The 18,151-nt window shown below is 28.3% G+C and carries 18 protein-coding genes and 1 riboswitch; of the genes, 8 read left to right on the plus strand and 10 right to left on the minus strand.

Annotation, left to right across the window (positions count from 1 at the left end):
* Both ACRC8M_RS00965 and ACRC8M_RS00970 read left to right on the plus strand, forming a co-directional pair.
* Positions 1-559 (plus strand): aspartate-semialdehyde dehydrogenase (locus ACRC8M_RS00965; RefSeq protein WP_438527405.1); only part of this gene is annotated, 559 nt, incomplete at its 5' end.
* Between the two features lie 10 nt (positions 560-569).
* The gene (locus ACRC8M_RS00970; protein WP_438527406.1) at positions 570-1,730 is read left to right on the plus strand and encodes a pyridoxal phosphate-dependent aminotransferase; all 1,161 of its coding nucleotides are present in this window, start codon (positions 570-572) and stop codon (positions 1,728-1,730) included.
* A 16-nt stretch (positions 1,731-1,746) separates the two neighbouring features.
* Here ACRC8M_RS00970 and ACRC8M_RS00975 read toward each other — a convergent pair whose 3' ends face one another.
* From ACRC8M_RS00975 to ACRC8M_RS00985, 3 genes are all read right to left on the minus strand, one after another.
* Positions 1,747-2,394: an N-acetylmannosamine-6-phosphate 2-epimerase gene (locus ACRC8M_RS00975; RefSeq protein WP_438527407.1), complete on the minus strand. Its 648-nt coding sequence runs from the start codon at positions 2,392-2,394 to the stop codon at positions 1,747-1,749.
* Between the two features lie 9 nt (positions 2,395-2,403).
* On the minus strand, positions 2,404-3,897 hold the full coding sequence (locus tag ACRC8M_RS00980; protein ID WP_438527408.1) for a PTS transporter subunit EIIC: 1,494 nt from the start codon (positions 3,895-3,897) through the stop codon (positions 2,404-2,406).
* 127 nt (positions 3,898-4,024) lie between these two features.
* Positions 4,025-4,819: a MurR/RpiR family transcriptional regulator gene (locus ACRC8M_RS00985; protein WP_438527409.1), complete on the minus strand. Its 795-nt coding sequence runs from the start codon at positions 4,817-4,819 to the stop codon at positions 4,025-4,027.
* 113 nt (positions 4,820-4,932) lie between these two features.
* On the opposite strand from ACRC8M_RS00985, the gene ACRC8M_RS00990 reads away from it, so the two are divergent.
* Positions 4,933-5,775 carry a WYL domain-containing protein gene (locus tag ACRC8M_RS00990; protein WP_438527410.1) on the plus strand — a complete coding sequence of 281 codons (843 nt, stop codon included), beginning with the start codon at positions 4,933-4,935 and terminating at the stop codon, positions 5,773-5,775.
* 43 nt (positions 5,776-5,818) lie between these two features.
* Here the strand turns inward: ACRC8M_RS00990 and ACRC8M_RS00995 are convergent, their stop codons facing one another.
* The 7 genes from ACRC8M_RS00995 to ACRC8M_RS01025 form a co-directional block, all read right to left on the minus strand.
* Positions 5,819-6,148 (minus strand): arsenate reductase family protein, encoded by a 330-nt coding sequence (locus ACRC8M_RS00995; protein WP_438527411.1) that lies wholly within the window; start codon positions 6,146-6,148, stop codon positions 5,819-5,821.
* Between the two features lie 2 nt (positions 6,149-6,150).
* Positions 6,151-7,494: an MATE family efflux transporter gene (locus tag ACRC8M_RS01000; protein WP_438527412.1), complete on the minus strand. Its 1,344-nt coding sequence runs from the start codon at positions 7,492-7,494 to the stop codon at positions 6,151-6,153.
* A 50-nt stretch (positions 7,495-7,544) separates the two neighbouring features.
* On the minus strand, positions 7,545-8,519 hold the full coding sequence (locus ACRC8M_RS01005) for an ABC transporter substrate-binding protein (RefSeq protein WP_438527413.1): 975 nt from the start codon (positions 8,517-8,519) through the stop codon (positions 7,545-7,547).
* A complete protein-coding gene (locus ACRC8M_RS01010; RefSeq protein ID WP_438527414.1) occupies positions 8,516-9,256 on the minus strand; it encodes an ABC transporter permease in 741 nt (246 codons plus the stop codon). The genes ACRC8M_RS01005 and ACRC8M_RS01010 overlap by 4 nt, the downstream gene beginning before the upstream one ends.
* A complete protein-coding gene (locus ACRC8M_RS01015) occupies positions 9,243-9,959 on the minus strand; it encodes an ATP-binding cassette domain-containing protein (protein ID WP_438527415.1) in 717 nt (238 codons plus the stop codon). The genes ACRC8M_RS01010 and ACRC8M_RS01015 overlap by 14 nt, the downstream gene beginning before the upstream one ends.
* Position 9,960: 1 nt before the next feature.
* The gene (gene tenA / locus ACRC8M_RS01020) at positions 9,961-10,614 is read right to left on the minus strand and encodes a thiaminase II (protein WP_438527416.1); all 654 of its coding nucleotides are present in this window, start codon (positions 10,612-10,614) and stop codon (positions 9,961-9,963) included.
* Positions 10,615-10,705: 91 nt separating this feature from the next.
* Positions 10,706-10,794, minus strand: a riboswitch (TPP riboswitch).
* A 15-nt stretch (positions 10,795-10,809) separates the two neighbouring features.
* Positions 10,810-11,235: a single-stranded DNA-binding protein gene (locus ACRC8M_RS01025; protein WP_438527417.1), complete on the minus strand. Its 426-nt coding sequence runs from the start codon at positions 11,233-11,235 to the stop codon at positions 10,810-10,812.
* A 146-nt stretch (positions 11,236-11,381) separates the two neighbouring features.
* On the opposite strand from ACRC8M_RS01025, the gene polA reads away from it, so the two are divergent.
* The 5 genes from polA to ACRC8M_RS01050 are packed head-to-tail and all read left to right on the plus strand — an operon-like array spanning position 11,382 to position 18,127.
* Complete coding sequence (gene polA, locus ACRC8M_RS01030) at positions 11,382-14,048, plus strand: DNA polymerase I (RefSeq protein ID WP_438527418.1); 2,667 nt, start codon at positions 11,382-11,384, stop codon at positions 14,046-14,048.
* A 9-nt stretch (positions 14,049-14,057) separates the two neighbouring features.
* Positions 14,058-14,960, plus strand: coding sequence for a DNA-binding protein WhiA (gene whiA / locus ACRC8M_RS01035; RefSeq protein WP_438527419.1), 903 nt, complete (start codon positions 14,058-14,060; stop codon positions 14,958-14,960).
* Between the two features lie 10 nt (positions 14,961-14,970).
* The gene (locus tag ACRC8M_RS01040) at positions 14,971-15,930 is read left to right on the plus strand and encodes a bifunctional riboflavin kinase/FAD synthetase (RefSeq protein WP_438527420.1); all 960 of its coding nucleotides are present in this window, start codon (positions 14,971-14,973) and stop codon (positions 15,928-15,930) included.
* Positions 15,905-16,585 (plus strand): segregation and condensation protein A, encoded by a 681-nt coding sequence (locus ACRC8M_RS01045; protein ID WP_438527421.1) that lies wholly within the window; start codon positions 15,905-15,907, stop codon positions 16,583-16,585. The genes ACRC8M_RS01040 and ACRC8M_RS01045 overlap by 26 nt, the downstream gene beginning before the upstream one ends.
* A complete protein-coding gene (locus ACRC8M_RS01050) occupies positions 16,586-18,127 on the plus strand; it encodes an Eco57I restriction-modification methylase domain-containing protein (RefSeq protein WP_438527422.1) in 1,542 nt (513 codons plus the stop codon).
* Positions 18,128-18,151: the final 24 nt, after the last annotated feature.

The raw sequence follows: 18,151 nt of genomic DNA on the forward strand, positions 1-18,151 counted from the left end.
ATATGGTATAAAAAGAGTTGTCTATTCAACATACCAAGCTGTATCGGGAAGTGGAATAAAAGGAATAGAGGATTTACAAAGAGGATTAAAAGGAGAAGAACCAAAAACATATCCTCATCCAATAGTTAATAATTGTTTACCTCATATAGATTCTTTCTTAGAGAATGGATATACTAAAGAGGAAGAAAAAATGATAAATGAAACTCGTAAAATTTTAAATAAAAAAAATCTTCCAATAACTGCAACATGTGTTAGAGTTCCAGTTTTAAATGGTCATGCTATATCAATAAATGTTGAGTTAGAAAGAGAGGCAAACTTAGAAGAACTAAAAGCAAAATTTAGAGAAACAAAAGGCATTGTACTTGAAGATGATGTGAAAAATAATAGATACCCTTTAGCTACTGAAGCCAGTGGAACAGATGAAGTTTATGTAGGGCGTTTAAGAAAAGATTTTAGCATAGAAAAAGGATTAAATTTATGGGTTGTAGCTGATAATATTAGAAAAGGAGCAGCAACAAATGCAGTGCAGATTGCAGAAATTTTAATGAAAAATAACTAGAGGAGAAAATATGCTAAAAGTAAATCCAAATTTAGATAAAATTGAGATATCTGTTATAAGAAAGATAGCAGAAGCTTGTAGAGAATATGAAGGGGGTGAAAAGCCACTGATTAATCTAACAATAGGAGAACCAGATTTACCGCAACCTAAAATAATAATAGATGAAACTATTGGGTATATGAAAGATGCTAAATTAGGTTATCCGCAGTTAGGTGGTATGATTGAATTAAGAGAAGAGATTGGAAAATATTATAAAGAAAGATATAGTTTAAAGATAGAACCAGATGAAATAATTATAACTGTTGGTAGTACAGAAGGATTGTCAACAGCAATAAAGACAATAATTATGCCAGGAGATGAGGTTCTAACTCCATTACCTGTTTATCCAGGGTATGAACCATTAATAGTATTAGCTGGAGCTAAGTTAATAAAAATGGATACATCAAGTGACAATTTTGAATTGACTGTTGATGTTTTAAAGAAGTATGTGACACCTCAGACGAAAGCTATCATTTTAAATTATCCATCAAATCCATCAGGTGTAACTATATCTAGAAAAAATAGAGATGAGATATTAAAATTTGCTAAAGAGAAACATCTATATATAATAAGTGATGAGGTTTATAGTGAAATTATATTTGAGGGTGAACATAATAGTTTTTTACAAGATGGATATAGAGAAAATGTTATTTTAATTAATGGTTTTTCAAAATCACATTCTTTAACTGGTTGGAGAATAGGATATATAATAGCAAGTAAAAAAATGAGAGAGTATCTGATAAAGGTACATCAATACGCAGTAACATCAGCGAGTATAATTTCTCAAAAAGGAGCACTAATAGCTTTAAAAGAGTGTAAAGATATATCTTCACAAGTTGAAATTTATAAGAAAAGAGCTGAAAGTGTATATAAAAAGTTAAAAGAGAAAAAAATATCTGTTATAAAACCTAAAGGAGCAATCTATATTTTTGTATCCTTAGATGGAATTACAAAACTAAACTCTTTAGATTTTGCCAAGAGTCTTTTGGAAGAGGAAAGAGTTGCAGTTGTCCCTGGAATAGCCTTTGGAATGGACAATTATATAAGAATTTCTTTAGTAAAAGATGAAGAAATTTTAAATGAAGCAGTAGATAGATTTATTAATTTTGTAAATAAAAAAGATAGAGAATAAACTCTATCTTTTTCTATTAAAATTTAACTTTATTTACTTCATCAGCAAATTTTTTAGTAATAAGTTGAGGTCTAGTGATAGCTCCACCAACAACAACAGCATAAGATCCTAACTCCATTGCTAATTTTGACTTCTCTGGAGTATCAAAATTTCCCTCAGCAATTATAGGAGTTTTACATTTTGATATTAACTCTTTAAGGACATCAAAGTTATTTAAACCTTTAGATTGTTCAGTATATCCAACTAAAGTTGTTCCAATATAATCAAAACCTAATTCTTCTGCACGAACTCCCTCTTCAGCAGTAGAGATATCAGCCATAAATTTTTGGTTAGGATATTTAATTTTTAAAGATTTTAAAAGATTTAAATCAGCATTTATAGTAGCGTCAAGAGCAATGACATCAACATTAGTAGCAATAAGTGCTTCTAATTCTTTTTCAGTAGGAGTAATATAAGAAACCATATTTTCGTAATCTTTTTTTATAATACCAATGATCGGTAAATCAACTACTTTTTTTATTTCAAGAATATCTTCTACTCCATTTGCTCTAATTCCAACAGCTCCTCCCATTTGAGCAGCAACAGCCATTCTACCCATTATAAATGAACTGTGTAAAGGTTCGTTTTCTAGTGCTTGACACGATACAATAAGACCTCTTTTCATAAAATCCTCCTAGTTGTTATTTTCTATAATCTCATTTATTTTTTGTTTAATAGGATCAGCCATAGCTCCAAAAATAGCTTGAATTCCACCTTGTACCTCTAAAACTCCAGTTGCACCAAGACTTTTTAATTTAGCTTTATCAACTTTAGCTACATCTTTAACAGATACTCTAAGTCTTGTTATACAAGCATCAACATCATCAATATTTTCTTTTCCACCAAGAGCAGCTAAAACTTCTTTAGATGTTTCAAAAAGAGAATCTTTAGTTACTATTTTAATCTCTTCATCATCTCCCTCTCTACCAGGAGTTGCAATGTTGAAACGTTTAATTAAGAATACAAAAGAAAAATAGTATAGAGCAAACCAAATCGCTCCAATTATTAAAACATACATCCAATTAGTCGCTTCATTTCCTTGTAGAACACCAAAAAGAGTAAAGTCTATTAAACCTCCAGAGAATGTATTTCCAATAGATATATTTAATAAATCAGCTACAAGAAAAGATAAACCATCAAAGAATGCATGAACTCCATATAACCAAGGAGCAACAAATAAAAACATAAATTCGATAGGTTCTGTAATTCCTGTGATAAAAGATGTAATTGCAGCTCCTAAAAATAATCCACCTACAAGTTTTCTTTTGTTTAGAGGTGTACAATGGTACATAGCTAAACAAGCAGCTGGAAGACCAAACATCATAGTAGCAAAACGTCCAGCAAAGAATCTAGTTCCCTCAGTAAATAGACCAGTATGATTAGGGTCAGCTAATTGAGCAAAGAAAATATTCTGAGCTCCAACAATAGTTTTTCCAGCAACTTGAGCAGTTCCACCAAGCTCAGTATACCAGAATAAAGGATAAATCATGTGATGTAATCCAACAGCTCCACTTAATCTTAAAAGAAAACCATAAAGGAAAGTTCCCAAAATTCCTAAGCTAGCAATAGACTTTCCGGCAGATGTTAACCATCCTTGGAATGTTGGCCATGTTAAGAAAAATATTATACCGATTCCAATTGCTACAAAAGAAGAAACAATAGGAACAAATCTTGACCCGCCAAAGAAACCAAGAACAGCAGGTAGTTTAATATTGCTATATTTATTATGTAGGTAAGCTACTAAAGAACCTATAACAATAGCTCCGACAACACCTGTATCGATAGATCCTACTTCAGGTTTAAATGCTGTAATCAATCCTTTGATAGAAGCATTCATAACTAAAAAAGCTACAGCACCAGCTAAACCAGCTGTTCCCTTATCTTTTTTAGCTAATCCGATAGCAAGTCCGATACACATAATAAGAGCTAAATTAGCAAAGATAACTTCTCCAGAAGCAGACATAACCTGTAAAATACCTTGTAGAATTGGTATATTTAAGAAAGGATAAGCATTAACAGTATTTGCATTTGAAAGAGCTCCTCCAATTCCTAAAAGTAGTCCAGCAGCTGGTAAAATAGCTATTGGAAGCATGAATGATTTACCAATTTTTTGTAAATTTTTAAACATAGTAACCTCCTGTTGTATAAATAATTTTCATATATCATTTGTTTTGTGAAAATAATTTTCATGAATTATAGTATGAATATATCACATAAATATTAAAATTACAACAAAAAAACAGCTTTTAAGCTGTTTAATTTAAAATTGCTTCAATTGTTAACTGCATTTTTTTTCTTAAATCCTTATTAGATAAAAGAATTGTAGAGATTAAGTCAAAAAGATACATAGTTGAGAATTGAGTATTTATAAAATCTCTTTTATGAATAAAGTCTGAAGCACAAATCAAAATTAAATCGTTGGAAAATTTTTTAATAGAACTATTAGGAAAACTTGTAACTCCAATTGTATGAGCACCATTTTTTTGAGAAACTCTCAAAGAATCCACGATTTCTTTTGTTTCACCAGAAATAGATATTCCAATAACAAGGTCATCAGGAGAAACAATAGCACTATTTATAATCATCATATGGGAATCAGTGATACTAGAAACGTTAAATCCCATTCTTAGAAGTCTTTGCATAAATTCCTGGGCAGTAAGTCCAGAGCTCCCAACTCCATAAATATAAATTCTTTTAGCTTTTTTAATCTCTTCTACAACTTTTAAAATAAGCTTTTTATTAATTAGTTGATTTGTTTTTTCAATCACTTCTGTGTAATAGTTATGAACAGCTGAGAAAAGCTCTTTTTCTTTGGGAAGAGAGTTATTAAAAGTTGTATTTAATTTAATCTTCATTTGAACAAAGCTATCGCAATTGATTTTTTTAGAGAATCTAGTTATTGTAGAAGTAGATGCTCCTGTAGCTTTTGAAAGGTTAGTAATTGATATGTTTTCGATATTATCTTTATGTTTAAGTATATAATCAGCGATATCTTTTTCTTTTTGAGAAAAATCGCTATATCTTTGTTTTATTTCATATACGATATCCAAAGTAAAACCTCCTAGAACAGTTATACTATAACTATATCATAAATAAATTTATAAAAAAATAGTTATTTTCGTGATATAATAACCACTAAATAATGATTTCATTGGAGTGAAATATGGAAAAAAAAATAAGAGTGACATTACCTAGAAAAATAGTTGAGATTTTAGAAAATGATATTGAGGAATTTTTTATAAAAAAAAATACTTTATTAAATTATATATATGCAGAAAAAATAAAAGAAAATCAAGAAAAAAAAATTATTTGTCCTTATAAAGGAGAAACTTCAGTTATTCAGTTTAATTTAAATAAAAAAAATTTAGAGGGATATTATAATTTTTTAGAAGAAAATAATATTCAGAATGAGTCAGAATTCTTTAGAGATATTTTAATTGAATATGCTAGCTTAGGAAAGAAAAAAAGAGAATGTTTTTTATTTAAAGAGATAGTTGAAAGGATAAATTATTCAATAAAAGAGAAAAGAATAATAAAGATAGTTTTTCGTGATGAGAAAAATATTGAAGTTGAACCATATTTAATTGAGAGCTCTAAGTTAGAGGTTATGAACTATTTATTTTGTTATAATCTGAGAGAAGCAAAATGGAAGAATTACAAGATTAAGTATATAAAATCAATTTATATAAAAAATATCTCTTTTAAACTGAGAGATAAAGAGTTTATAGATAAAATGAAAGACAATTTTGATCCTTTTATATCTTTTGGACAGTATATTAAGATTAAATTAACAACAAGTGGAAAAAAGATATTTAATGAAATAGAAACTAATAGACCACAAGTTATAAAAATTGATAAAGATGAATACATATTAGAATGTTCACATGAAAAAGCAAAAAGATATTTTAGTTTTTTTCTAGATGAAGTTGAGATATTGGAACCACAAGATTTAAGAGAGTGGTTTAAAGAGAAATATAGAAAAGCTTTATTTAAATATGAGAAATAAAAAAATCCTCATTAAAGAAAACTCCTTTAATGAGGATTTTTTTTTATATATTTTTCAATTTTTCAAGATTATACCCTAAAATAACACCTTTATCATATCTAATAATAGGAGTTTTAAAAAGAATAGGGTTCTCTAGAAGTAACTCCATTGTATCATAAACCATGTACTCTAAGTTTCTTTTTTTAGACTCTTTTCCTTCAATATCTAAAAAGTCATCTAAATCATAGCATTTTAGAAAAATTTCGAACTCTTTTTTTGAGGGAGCTTTCTCCAGTAAATCAATAAATTGAGTTTTAATCCCTCTTTCTTTAAAAAATCTTTGAACTTTTTTAGTTTCATTACAATTTTTTCTTCCAAATATTTGTATTATCATAACTATACCTCAATATACCTCCATTTTCCTTGTCTAAACCTATATAAACATGCTAAACCACGATACGTTAAATCTACAATCATTACCATCCAAGCACCATTTAAACCAAAGTTAAATATATATAAGAATAGATATGTAAGGGGAATTCTAATCAAAAACATACCCAAAGACGTAATCCAGAGAACAGATTTAGTATCTCCAGCTCCTCTTAAAGCACCACTTAAAACCATTGAAACCGCTAAAATAGGTTGAGCGATAGAAACGATTCTAAGAGCAGAACTAGCCATAGGAACTATAGATTGCTCTTTTGTAAACATTGAAATTACAAATTTTGGAAAAATCATAAAAATAAATCCAAACGCAGTCATGACTCCCATAGCTAAAAACATGTTTAAGTAACCAGCTTTTTTAGCTTCTTGATATTGCCTAGCTCCTAAGTGTTGTCCAACAAGAGCAGTACCAGCAACAGAGAATCCAAGTCCTAAATTGAAAGAGAAAGATTCTGCAGTTAGAGCTATTTTATGTGCAGCATATTGCAATGTTCCTAAGTTTATAACCATAGCTTCAAAAATAAGCATTCCAATTCTAAATATTCCTTGTTCTCCAGCAGATGGTAGCCCAACTTTTAGAAGTCGCTTACAAATCTCTTTATTTATTTTAAAATCTTTTTTACTTAATGCAATACAATAATTTTTTTTGTATATTATTAAGAATGAAAATATTAAAGTAACTATTCCTCTAGATATTGTTGTAGCCACTCCAGCTCCAAAAACTCCAAGATTTAAAACAAAGATAAAAATATAATTAAGTAATATGTTTGAAAAAATGCTAATTGTGTTATTAATCATTGGAATTTTAGCTTTATTAATAGATCTAAAACCATATGAAAAAATAATGTTGAAGCATAAAAAAGGAATTCCTAAAGAGACAACTTTTAAATAACTTAAAGCGTCTGTGATAGGTTGATTTTTACTAATAATTCCAAGAATATTTTTACCGAAAATAATAAAGATAAAAGTAACGATAAAAGCTGCAGGAACTCCTAGAATTAAGCTTTGACTCATTCCTTCTTTAGCTTCATTATAATTTTTAGCTCCAAATGCACGGCTGACCATGGCGGTAGTTCCAACACTGATTGCGAAAAATATTGGGATAACAGTTAAAATAGGAGCAGTTCCTAAACCAACAGAAGCAATAGCTTCAGGTCCTAATCGTCCAACCATAATTAAATCAAAAAATCCAAGCAATGTTTGCACAAACATATCTACAATAGTAGGTAAAGCAATGGTAAAAATAGATAGAATTTCACTTCTATTTTCTCTCCAAAGAGAGCGAATTTGTTTCAAAATAATCCCTCCAAAAATTTATTTCTAAAGGGTATTATATATTAAAAAATTTAAAATTGATATATAAAATTTTCAGCTGGAACTTTTTTTTGAATGATACCATTTTCATATAACCAATTAATATTATTTCTCCAAACTTCTTTAGTTTGAGTTAAAAATTTATTTTGAGGCGTTTCCATTATTGGTAGTAAGATTTCTAAACTTTCTTTTTCTACAGTTTCACTTAGTGGAAATTGATCGATAGCTTGTTTTGAAAGAAGAAGATCTAAACATTCATTAGGATTATTTTTAACATCCTCAAATCCTTTTTGCATGGCTTTAAGAACTTTTGCATAGGTATCCTTATTTTGATTTAAAAGTTCATCGTTAGCAACTAAAATAAGTTCGTATGCTTGAGGAATTCCAAAGTTATCAATTAAAAAATAGTTTATATCGATGCCTTTCTCTTTAATAATAGGAACTTCGTGATTAATCATATTTCCAATTGTAAAATCAACTTGATTTGTAATCATAGATGTTAGAAGTTCAAATCCTACATCAGTAATTTTTAAAGAGTTAGGGTTTAAATTTTCAGAAATCATCATTGATTTTAAATATGTTTCCGAAAGAACTCCACCACTAGTACCTGCAATTTTATTTTGGAAATCTTTTGGAGAAGTTATATTTTTTTCTTTTAAAGATATAACTGTATTAACAGATCTCTGAAGTATTGCACCAAAGGATTTTATAGGAATATTTTCATTAGCTCTTGCCATAACTACATTATTTAAATAGGAGATTCCTATATCAGCTTTTTTAGCAGCAGGTAAAGTCAAAGAGTCGCTAGGTGAAGAGGGATAAATTACATTTAATTTTATTCCTTCATCTTTAAAATATCCTTTTTCAATAGCTGTGTAAAGAAAAGAGTGCACAGCGTTAGGGTACCAATCTAAAATTATGGAAACTTCTTTTAAATCTTCCTTTTTTTTTGAGTTACAACTAAGTAATAAAGTAACCATTATTAAAATAGTAAGTATTTTTTTCATTTATTCCTCCAATGTAATATTATATTTTCAAATATAGTTATAATTTGCACTAAAGTTATAGCAAGTAAAGATATAATAACTATGGGTGCAAAGACTCCAGCACCGTCTAATTGAGACATCATTCTTTTACTAAAATATCCAAGACCAGAAGTAGCACCTAACCATTCTCCAATGGCTGCTCCGATTAAAATAAGAGGAATACTCATTTTTAGAGCAGAAAAAAAATTAGGAAGAGCTCTAGGAAGTTTTAATTTTAAAAAAATTTGCAGTTTACTTGCTTTAAGGCTTTTAAAATAATTAATTTCATCTTTTTCTACGTTTTGTAAACCATTATATATAGTTATTGTAATTGGAAAAAAAGATATAATTACAGCAACGATAACTTTGCTCCAAATAGAGTAACCAAACCATAAAATAAAAATTGGTGCTAGAGCAGTAATAGGAATAGTTTGGCTAGTTATAATTAAAGGATGGATACAACTGTATACAACATGACTAAAATCCATAGAGATAGCCAAAAATATTCCTAACAAAATGGTTAATATTAAAGAAACTATTGCAATATTAAGTGTAGCTGGTAAATGGATAAAGAAAAGACTTTCTTTAAGAATCCAAATTTTTTTTAATATATTTAAAGGAGTAGGAAGAATATAACCCTTATTAATATATCTTCCTAGAATCTCCCAGAATATAAAAAATGAAAAAAGAGAAATGATAGAAAAATTAATTTTTTTCATAAAAGCTATCTCCTTTGATGATAGAAAGAATCTCTTTTTTCAATTGTAATTTTTTTTCAAGAGTTATATTTTCAGGAACTAAAAACTCTTTAAATTTTGAAAGAGGTTTTTTTGAGCAAACAAAAATTCTGTGTGAAAGAAAAATTGCTTCATCGATATCGTGAGTAATAAAAATCATACTTTTTTTAAAAGTCGAAATCATATTTAAAAGCCAATTTTGCAAATCTTCTCTAGTTATAGCATCTAGAGCAGAAAAGGGTTCATCTAAAAGAAGTAACTCTCCTTCGCTCATTAATGTACGAATAAGAGAGATACGCTGTTTCATTCCTCCAGAAAGTTCATTAGGGTAACTATCTGAATATTCTAATAGATTAAAACGTTTTAAGAGAGAGATGGCGTTTTCTTTTTCTATCTTTTTATTTCCTTTTTTAATTTCAATTGGTAAAAGTATATTTTCTAAAATAGTTCTCCACGGAAGAAGAGTATTTGATTGAGGCATATAGGATACACTTTTTAGTTGGACAGTGCCATTAAAGTTTTTTTCAATTCCTGCTAATATTTTTATGATTGTTGATTTACCACACCCACTTCCACCTACTACACTAATTAGTTCATTGTGTTTTATATTAAAGGAAAGATTATCTAAAATATAGTTGTTATTATCGTATTTAAAAGTTAAATTTTTTACATCAAGCATATTCATTTTAAAAAGACCCCTTGTAAGACATATCCCAGAATTTATACTCATAAATACTACAATTAATAAAAATTGTTTTTAAGTGTTCTTTTTCTTCTTCAGATATATTTTGACAATACTTTTCAACAAGCTCGATATTCCAATTAGTTAACTCTTTGTATCTAGAAGAGGAGTAGCATTCAATCCACTCACCATAGAATTCATCACTAGAACCATAAAGTTCTTTTAACTTCAATCCAATCATTTCATAACTCCACATACAAGAAAGAGCAGCGACAGCAACTTCTTTTATATCACCACAGTGAGCTACCGAGAGCATATAACTAGTATATGAAGTATTATCAAGAGTTGGTTTTTTTGATGCAATATCTAATTCAGTAATTCCTAATTTTTTCATATAAATTCGATGTATTCCCATTTCAGAATTTAGAATTCCATCTGTAAGTGCAGCAAATTTTTTCATATCACTTTCATTTTTACTTTTAATAACACCCAATGCAAAAAGTTTTGCGTAGTCAAGAAGATAGATATAATCTTGAATAATATAGAATTTAAATTTATCTTTTTCTAGAGAACCCATACCGATTCCTTTTACAAATGGATGTGTGTAGTAACTATCCCAAATTTCTTTTGCACTTTTGTATAACTCTTTTGAAAACATAAAAAACCTCCAATTAAAATTTATATAAATAAAAAAAGCTATTTTCCAAAAAAAAAGGAAAATAGCTTTATATACACAATTATAAAATAAAAGTGATAATTAACTACTTCCCTACGCTAGGATTAACTAGATCAGGTTCTAAGGGTAAGTCTCAGCCAAAAGGCACCCCTAGTAGTTTAAAATATAATTTGATTATTAGAATGGGAATTCATCTTCATCAAATGATGATCCGCCAAAGTCATCATTTGATGACTGCTCAGCAACTTTAGGTGCTGAATAAGATGGTGTTGGAGCAAAATCAGATGGTGCAGATGATTCTCCTCTTCCTTCAACAAACTCCATGCTTTCAACAAGTACGTCATAAGTTGTTCTTTTTTCTCCGTTTACCTCATATCTATTCATTTGAAGTCTACCATTAACAGCAACTTTTCTACCTTTTCTTAAGTATTCACCGATAAGTTCAGCTGTTTTTCCAAAAGCAACACAGTTAATAAAGTCAGCTTCTCCTTTAGAAAAAGGTCTGTCAACTGCTAAACTAAATCTTGAGTATGCTTTTCCGCTTTGACCAAATTTAAGTTCAGGATCTCTAGTTAAACGTCCAATTAATACGACTAGATTCATAAATACCTCCTATATTTTAGTTTATACACAGAGATTATAACAGAAAAATAAAAAAAATAATATTTATTTATAAAATAATTTTTTTAACTAAGGTGTTGAATATGGTATAATATTATGAAAAATGTAAATTGTAGAAAGGGGAAAAAATGAAAAAAGCAATTTTATTAGATGTGAGTGCAATAATGTATAGAGCTTTTTATGGAAATTTAAATTTTAGAACTAAAAATGAGCCAACAGGAGCGGTATATGGATTTGTTAATACTCTTATGAGTATTATAAATCAATTAAATCCTGATTATATAGGAGCTGCTTTTGATGTAAAAAGAGCTACTTTAAAAAGAAGTGAAATATATAAGGAATATAAAGCTCAAAGAGATGCAGCACCAGAGGATTTAGTAGCTCAAATACCTAGAATAGAAGAGCTTTTAGATTGTTTTGGAATAAAAAAATTTAAAATAGATGGATATGAAGCAGATGATGTATTAGGAAGCTTGGCTAAAGAGTTAGGAGCTAAAGGTATTGAATCTTATATAATAACAGGGGATAAAGATTTATCTCAGATTTTAGATTCACATGTGAATATCGCTCTTTTAGGAAAAGGCGATGGTGGAGGATTAAAAATATTATCTACTGAAGAGGATGTTATTGAACAACTTGGAGTAAAACCGAAAATGATTCCAGATTTATTTGGATTAATTGGAGATACAAGTGATGGAATTCCAGGTGTAAGAAAAATTGGTTCTAAAAAAGCTATCCCAATGCTAGAAAAATATGGAAATTTAGAAGGGATTTATGAAAATATAGATTCTTTAACTGAGCTTCCTGGAATAGGAAAATCCTTAGTAAATAATCTGATTGAAGATAAAGAATTAGCTTTTATAAGTCGTGAGTTAGCGACAATTGAACTGTTAAATTTAGGTGTGAAGGAAAATGAATTAGAATATAAAAAAGACGATAAAAAACTTTTAGAACTTTTTAAAACATTAGAATTCAAATCTCTAATAAAAAAGATGAATTTAGAAGAGGGGCAAAATCAAGTTATAGCTCAACCAGTTTCACAAAATGGGATGCAGCTAGGATTGTTTAGCTTTCAAGGAACAACTGAAATACTTGAAGAAAAAGGATTCTTTGTATTAGAAGGAGTTAAAATAAAAGAAAGGTTAAATTCAGATAGTGAAATAGCTATTTATTGGGGAGAAAAAGGTGTAGCAGTATCTTTAAAAAATAAAGATTACTTTTTGCCGTTAAAAGATGAAGAAAGTAGGAATTATTTTAAGGAAGTTTTAAATTCTAATAATAAATTTATATCATATGGATTTAAAAACTTTTTGAGACATGGGTATTTTGTAAAAAATATGGATTTTGATACAATGTTAGCTTATCATTTACTGACATCTCAAACTAGAGAAGAGATTGAAGTAATGTTAAGAAATGTCATAGAAGAGGATGTAGAAAAGTATAGTGAAGTTTTTGGAAAAACAAAAATAGAGGATATATCTGCTGAAGATTATGGAAAGTTTCTTACAAAAAGAACGAGGGGAATGCTTATTGCTTATCCAGAGCTTGTAAAAGAGTTAGAAAATAATAATCTATACAATGTTTTAAAAGAAACAGAGATGCCTTTGATCAGAGTATTAGCTGATATGGAGATTGAAGGAATAAAAATATCCCCAGAATACTTCTCTAAATATAGCTTAGAGCTAGAGAGCAGAATAGATGAGTTAACAAAAAAAATATATGAAGAAGCAGAAGGGGAGTTTAATATCAATTCTCCCAAACAATTAGGTGAGGTTTTATTTATTAATTTAAATATTCCACCAGTGAAAAAAACTAAAACAGGATTTTCAACTGACAGTGAGGTTTTAGAAAAATTAGCTGAACAAGGGTATGAAATAGCTAAATCTATTTTAGAGTTTAGAAAGTTAAGTAAATTAAAATCTACTTATGTGGATCCTCTTCCTAAAATAGTTGATGAAAACAATAGATTACATACAACTTTTAATCAAACAGGTACAGCAACTGGAAGATTGTCATCATCAGATCCAAATCTTCAAAATATTCCAGTGAGAACTGAAGAGGGAATGAAGATAAGAGCAGGATTTATAGCTAAGGAGGGTTCTGTTTTATTGGGGATAGATTATTCTCAAATAGAATTAAGAGTTTTAGCTGAAATATCGCAAGATACAAACTTAATAGAAGCATACTCTAAGAACTTAGATTTACATAGTTTAACAGCTAGAAAAATCTTCGATTTATCAGAAGATGCTTTAGTGACAAGAGAGCAAAGAGATGCTGCTAAAACAGTAAACTTTAGTATAATATATGGTAAGACAGCCTTTGGATTATCTCAAGAGTTAAAAATAACACCAAAAGAAGCTTCAGATTATATAACAAGATATTTTGAACAGTACCCATCAGTTAAACATTTGGAAAAAGAGATAATTGAATATGCTGAAGAACATGGATATGTTGAAACATATTTTAAGAGAAAAAGAATAATAGAAGGAATCAACTCGAAAAATAGAGTTATAAAAAATCAAGCGGAAAGAATGGCTGTAAATACAGTGATTCAAGGAACTGCTGCCGAAGTTTTAAAAAAGGTTATGATAAATTTATATGATCTATTAAAAGGTAAGGAAGATATACATATGTTGCTTCAAGTTCATGATGAATTGATATTTGAAGTAGAAAAAGAAAAGGTTTTAGAATATAAAGAAAAAATAGAAAAAATAATGAGAGAAAGTATTCAGTTCTCTAAAGTTAAATTAGAAGTAAATAGCTCTATAGGAAAGAATTGGGCTGAAACAAAGTAGGAGGAGATTGTGTCGTATACTTATAAAGTTAAAAATGAGATACTTCATCGTTGCGACTTAAATAAAGATGAAAAATACGCCGAGATAAGAGCGATACTCTTATTAAAACACGCTATTAACCAAAATAGCATAGAGTTGAAATTAGAAAATAAAGAGATAGCAGAAAGAATTTATTTTATGTTAAAAGAGTTAACTAACTTAAAGATTTTTATAAAATTTTCTAAAAGTAAAAAATTTGGAGAACATAATACCTATGTAATAAGCATTCCATCACAACCTGGAATAAAAAAAATTATTGAAAATTTAGAAAACTATTCATCTAAAGGGGATGAAGTGAGTGAAGAGATTGAAAAAGGATTTATAAGAGGAATGTTTTTAGGATGTGGTTATATAAAATCTCCTGAGAAAGAGTATGCTTTAGATTTTTTTGTTGATAGTGAGGAATTAGCAGATGAACTATACAACCTCTTAGTGAAACTTGAAAAAAAAGTTTATAAAACAATAAAAAGAAATAAGCCACTTGTATATATGAGAAATGCAGAGGATATTATGGATATAATAGTTTTAATCGGTTCAATGAAAGAGTTTTATAATTATGAAGAGACAACGATGATAAAAGATTTAAAAAATAAAACTATTAGAGAGATGAACTGGGAAGTTGCCAATGAAACAAAAACTTTGGATACAGCTAGAAAACAGGTAAAAATGATAAACTATATTGGGTATAAAATTGGACTAAATGAATTGAGTCCAGTTTTAGAGGAGATAGCATTTTTAAGATTGGAAAACCCAGAAGCATCATTACAAGAGTTAGCAGAAATGATAGGAATATCTAAATCTGGAATTAGAAATAGATTTAGGAGATTAGAAGAAATACATAATGAACTTTTAGAAAAAGAAAGGGAAGCATAAGGGGAGTACAATGAAAATAATAGAGGATATTTTGCTAACTAAAGAAAAATTTGAAAATACATATGTAGCTATAGGTGCTTTTGATGGAATTCATATGGGACATAGAGAGTTGATTTCTCAAGCTGTAAAAAAAGCTAAAGAAACTGGAGGGAAGTCAGTTGTTTTTACTTTTTTAAACCATCCAATGGAAGTGACGAATAGAGTAAAAGCCCCCAAATTAATTAGCTCTTTAGAAGAGAAAATTCATATAATAGAATCTTTAGGAGTAGATTATTTAATACTTCAACCATTTACTCAAGAGTTTTCTAATATGACTCCTCAGATATTTGTAGAAAGAGTTTTAGCAGAGTTGTTAAGAGCAAAGGAAATATATGTAGGATTTAACTTTTCTTTTGGAAAGGGAGGAAAAGGAACGGTTGAAAACCTAAGACAATTAGGAAAACAACATAAGATTTTTGTTAATATAATAGAGCCTGTTAAAATCAAAGAACAGATTATAAGCTCAACATTTATAAGAGAGATGTTAGCAACGGGAAATTTAGATATAGCTAATAGATGTTTAGGGCAACCATTTTTGATTATTGGCGAAGTTGTACATGGAAGAAAATTGGGAAGAATAATGGGGTTTCCTACAGCAAATTTAAAAATATTAAATAAAATATATCCTCCTTTTGGTATATATGGAGGAAGAGTTAAAATAGAAGGCGATCCAAATTGGTGGCATGCAGTAATTAATATAGGAAAAAATCCAACATTGAAACCTGATGAAAGAAGTATTGAGGTTCACATATTGGATTTTGATAGAGATATATATGGAAAAAGAATATATGTTTCTTTGATAGAATTTTTAAGACAAGAAAAAAAATTTAATTCAATGGATGAATTAAAAGAAACAATAAAAAATGATGTTTTAAATTGGAAAGAAAAGGTAAGGGTAAAAGCAGATGGAGATTGTATTAAAAATAGATAATTTTGAAGGCCCTTTAGATCTTTTACTACATCTTATAGAAAAGAAGAAAATGAAAATATCTGAAATAAAAATATCTCAGATAATAGACGAGTATCTTCAATTTATAGAAAAAGCACAAAGTGATAGTTTAAGTGTAAAGGTGGAGTTTTTAGAGATTGCATCGGAACTATTGGAGATAAAAGCAGTATCTATACTAAGTGTTGAAAAGGAAGAGGAAAAAGAAAAGGATCTAAAAAGAAGATTAGAAGATTATAAAGTATTTAAAGAAGTTGCACAAGTGATATCGAGTATTGAATGCGAATATAATATCTCTTATACTAGAAAAGAAGGAAGAAAAATAACCAAAAATATTCCTAAAGAGTTTGATTTAACTACTTTAAAACTTCAAGATATGTTAAATAGTTATGTAAAATATTTACCAAAAGACGAGGAGTATTTAGAAATTGAAGTTGAGAAAAGATACTCTTTGAAAGAGGAGATGGATAGAATAAAAGTCATTCTTTACTCTTCGGAAAAGGTTGTATTAGAGCTTTTTAGACGAGCAGAAAATAGAACTCATTTAGTATATATCTTTTTAGCAATTTTAGATTTGTATAGAGATGGGGTTATATTGATAGAGGGTGAAGGTAACTTAAAGCTCTTTAGGAGGGATTAAGTGGAATACAATTATAAGATATACACACCAGAAAAATATGCTAGTAGCATGAGTAAAGTAGCTTTGAATAAATATTTAGAAAATAATTTGAAAGAGGATATATTAAGTATAAAGGTAATAGATATATCATGTGGTTCTGGAAATCTTTTGTTAGCAATGCTAGAGGAGTTATTAAAAATTTCAAAGGAAATTTTTGGAGAGTATAGGTATAGTGAAAATTGGATAACAGGATTTGATTTAGATTCAAATGCATTAAAACTATTAGAAAAAAGAGCTGAGGCTCTTTTCTTTAAATATGGAATATTTGGAAAATTAAACTTGAAAGAGTGTGATTCATTATATGAAAAAATAGATGAAAAATATGATATAGTAATAGGAAATCCCCCATATTTAGGAGAAAAAAATCATAAAGAAATTTTTCATACAATAAAAGAAACTGATTTTGGAAAAAAGTATTATAAACCGAAAATGGATTATTTTTATTTCTTTATAGATAAAGGAATTGACATATTAAAAGATAGTGGCATTTTAGTGTATTTAACTACTAATTATTGGTTAAAAGCTGATAGTGCAGAAGGAATAAGAGAAAAAATGAAGTTTGAAGGTAGTTTTTTTAGATTAGAAAACTATAGTTATTCAATATTTAAAGATGCTATTGGACAACATAATATAATTTTTTATTGGCAAAAAAATAGAGAAAATTTAACAATATCTGTAAATGATGATGGTATTGAGTATTTTATTGAAGAAGAAAATATTTTTACAGAGGAACATAGTAAAATTGCATTAATTCCTCCTTTTTGGAAAGAAAATATAAAGAAAATTAGGGAGAAAAGTAATGTAATTTTAGGTGACCTTGTAAATGTTAATCAAGGAATAGTTAGTGGAGCTGATAAAGTTTTTGTTTTTGATGAATATAAGGAGGAGTTTAAAAAATATTTAAAACCTTTTTACAAAAATAGAGATATAGGTAAATATGAGGTATCAAAAAAACCACCATTTTGGATTATGTATTTAAATGGTAAGTCTGAATTAGATGATATAGTTATAAATTATTTATTGGATTATAAAAGCAAACTTTCTACGCGAAGAGAAGTTATAAATAATAGAATAAATTGGTGGGAATTACAGTGGGCTAGAGATGAAGAGATTTTTTTAAAACCTAAAATTATAGTTAGGCAAAGATGTAAAACCAATAATTTTGCCTATACGGAAAAAGAGTTTTATGGAAGTGCAGATATATATTATTTAACTGCAAAAACGGAGCAAGTCAATCTATATTATATTTTAGGATATCTAAACTCTAAAATTTTCTTTTCGTGGTTTAATTATATAGGAAAGAAAAAAGGGAAAAATTTAGAATTTTATTCGACTCCTTTAAAAGAATCGCCACTATACTATCCAACTGTTAAAGAGGAAATAAAATATATTGAAAATCTCGTAAGAAAACAACTTGAAAATTATAGTGAAAATATTCAAGATGAAATTGACAATTATTTTAGCAGAATAATGAATATAAAAAAAATGAGCGAAGAGAATTAACTCTTCACTCATTTTTTTATTTAA

This window comes from Cetobacterium sp. (assembly GCF_051653945.1).
In the GTDB taxonomy this organism is placed as follows: Bacteria; Fusobacteriota; Fusobacteriia; order Fusobacteriales; family Fusobacteriaceae; genus Cetobacterium_A.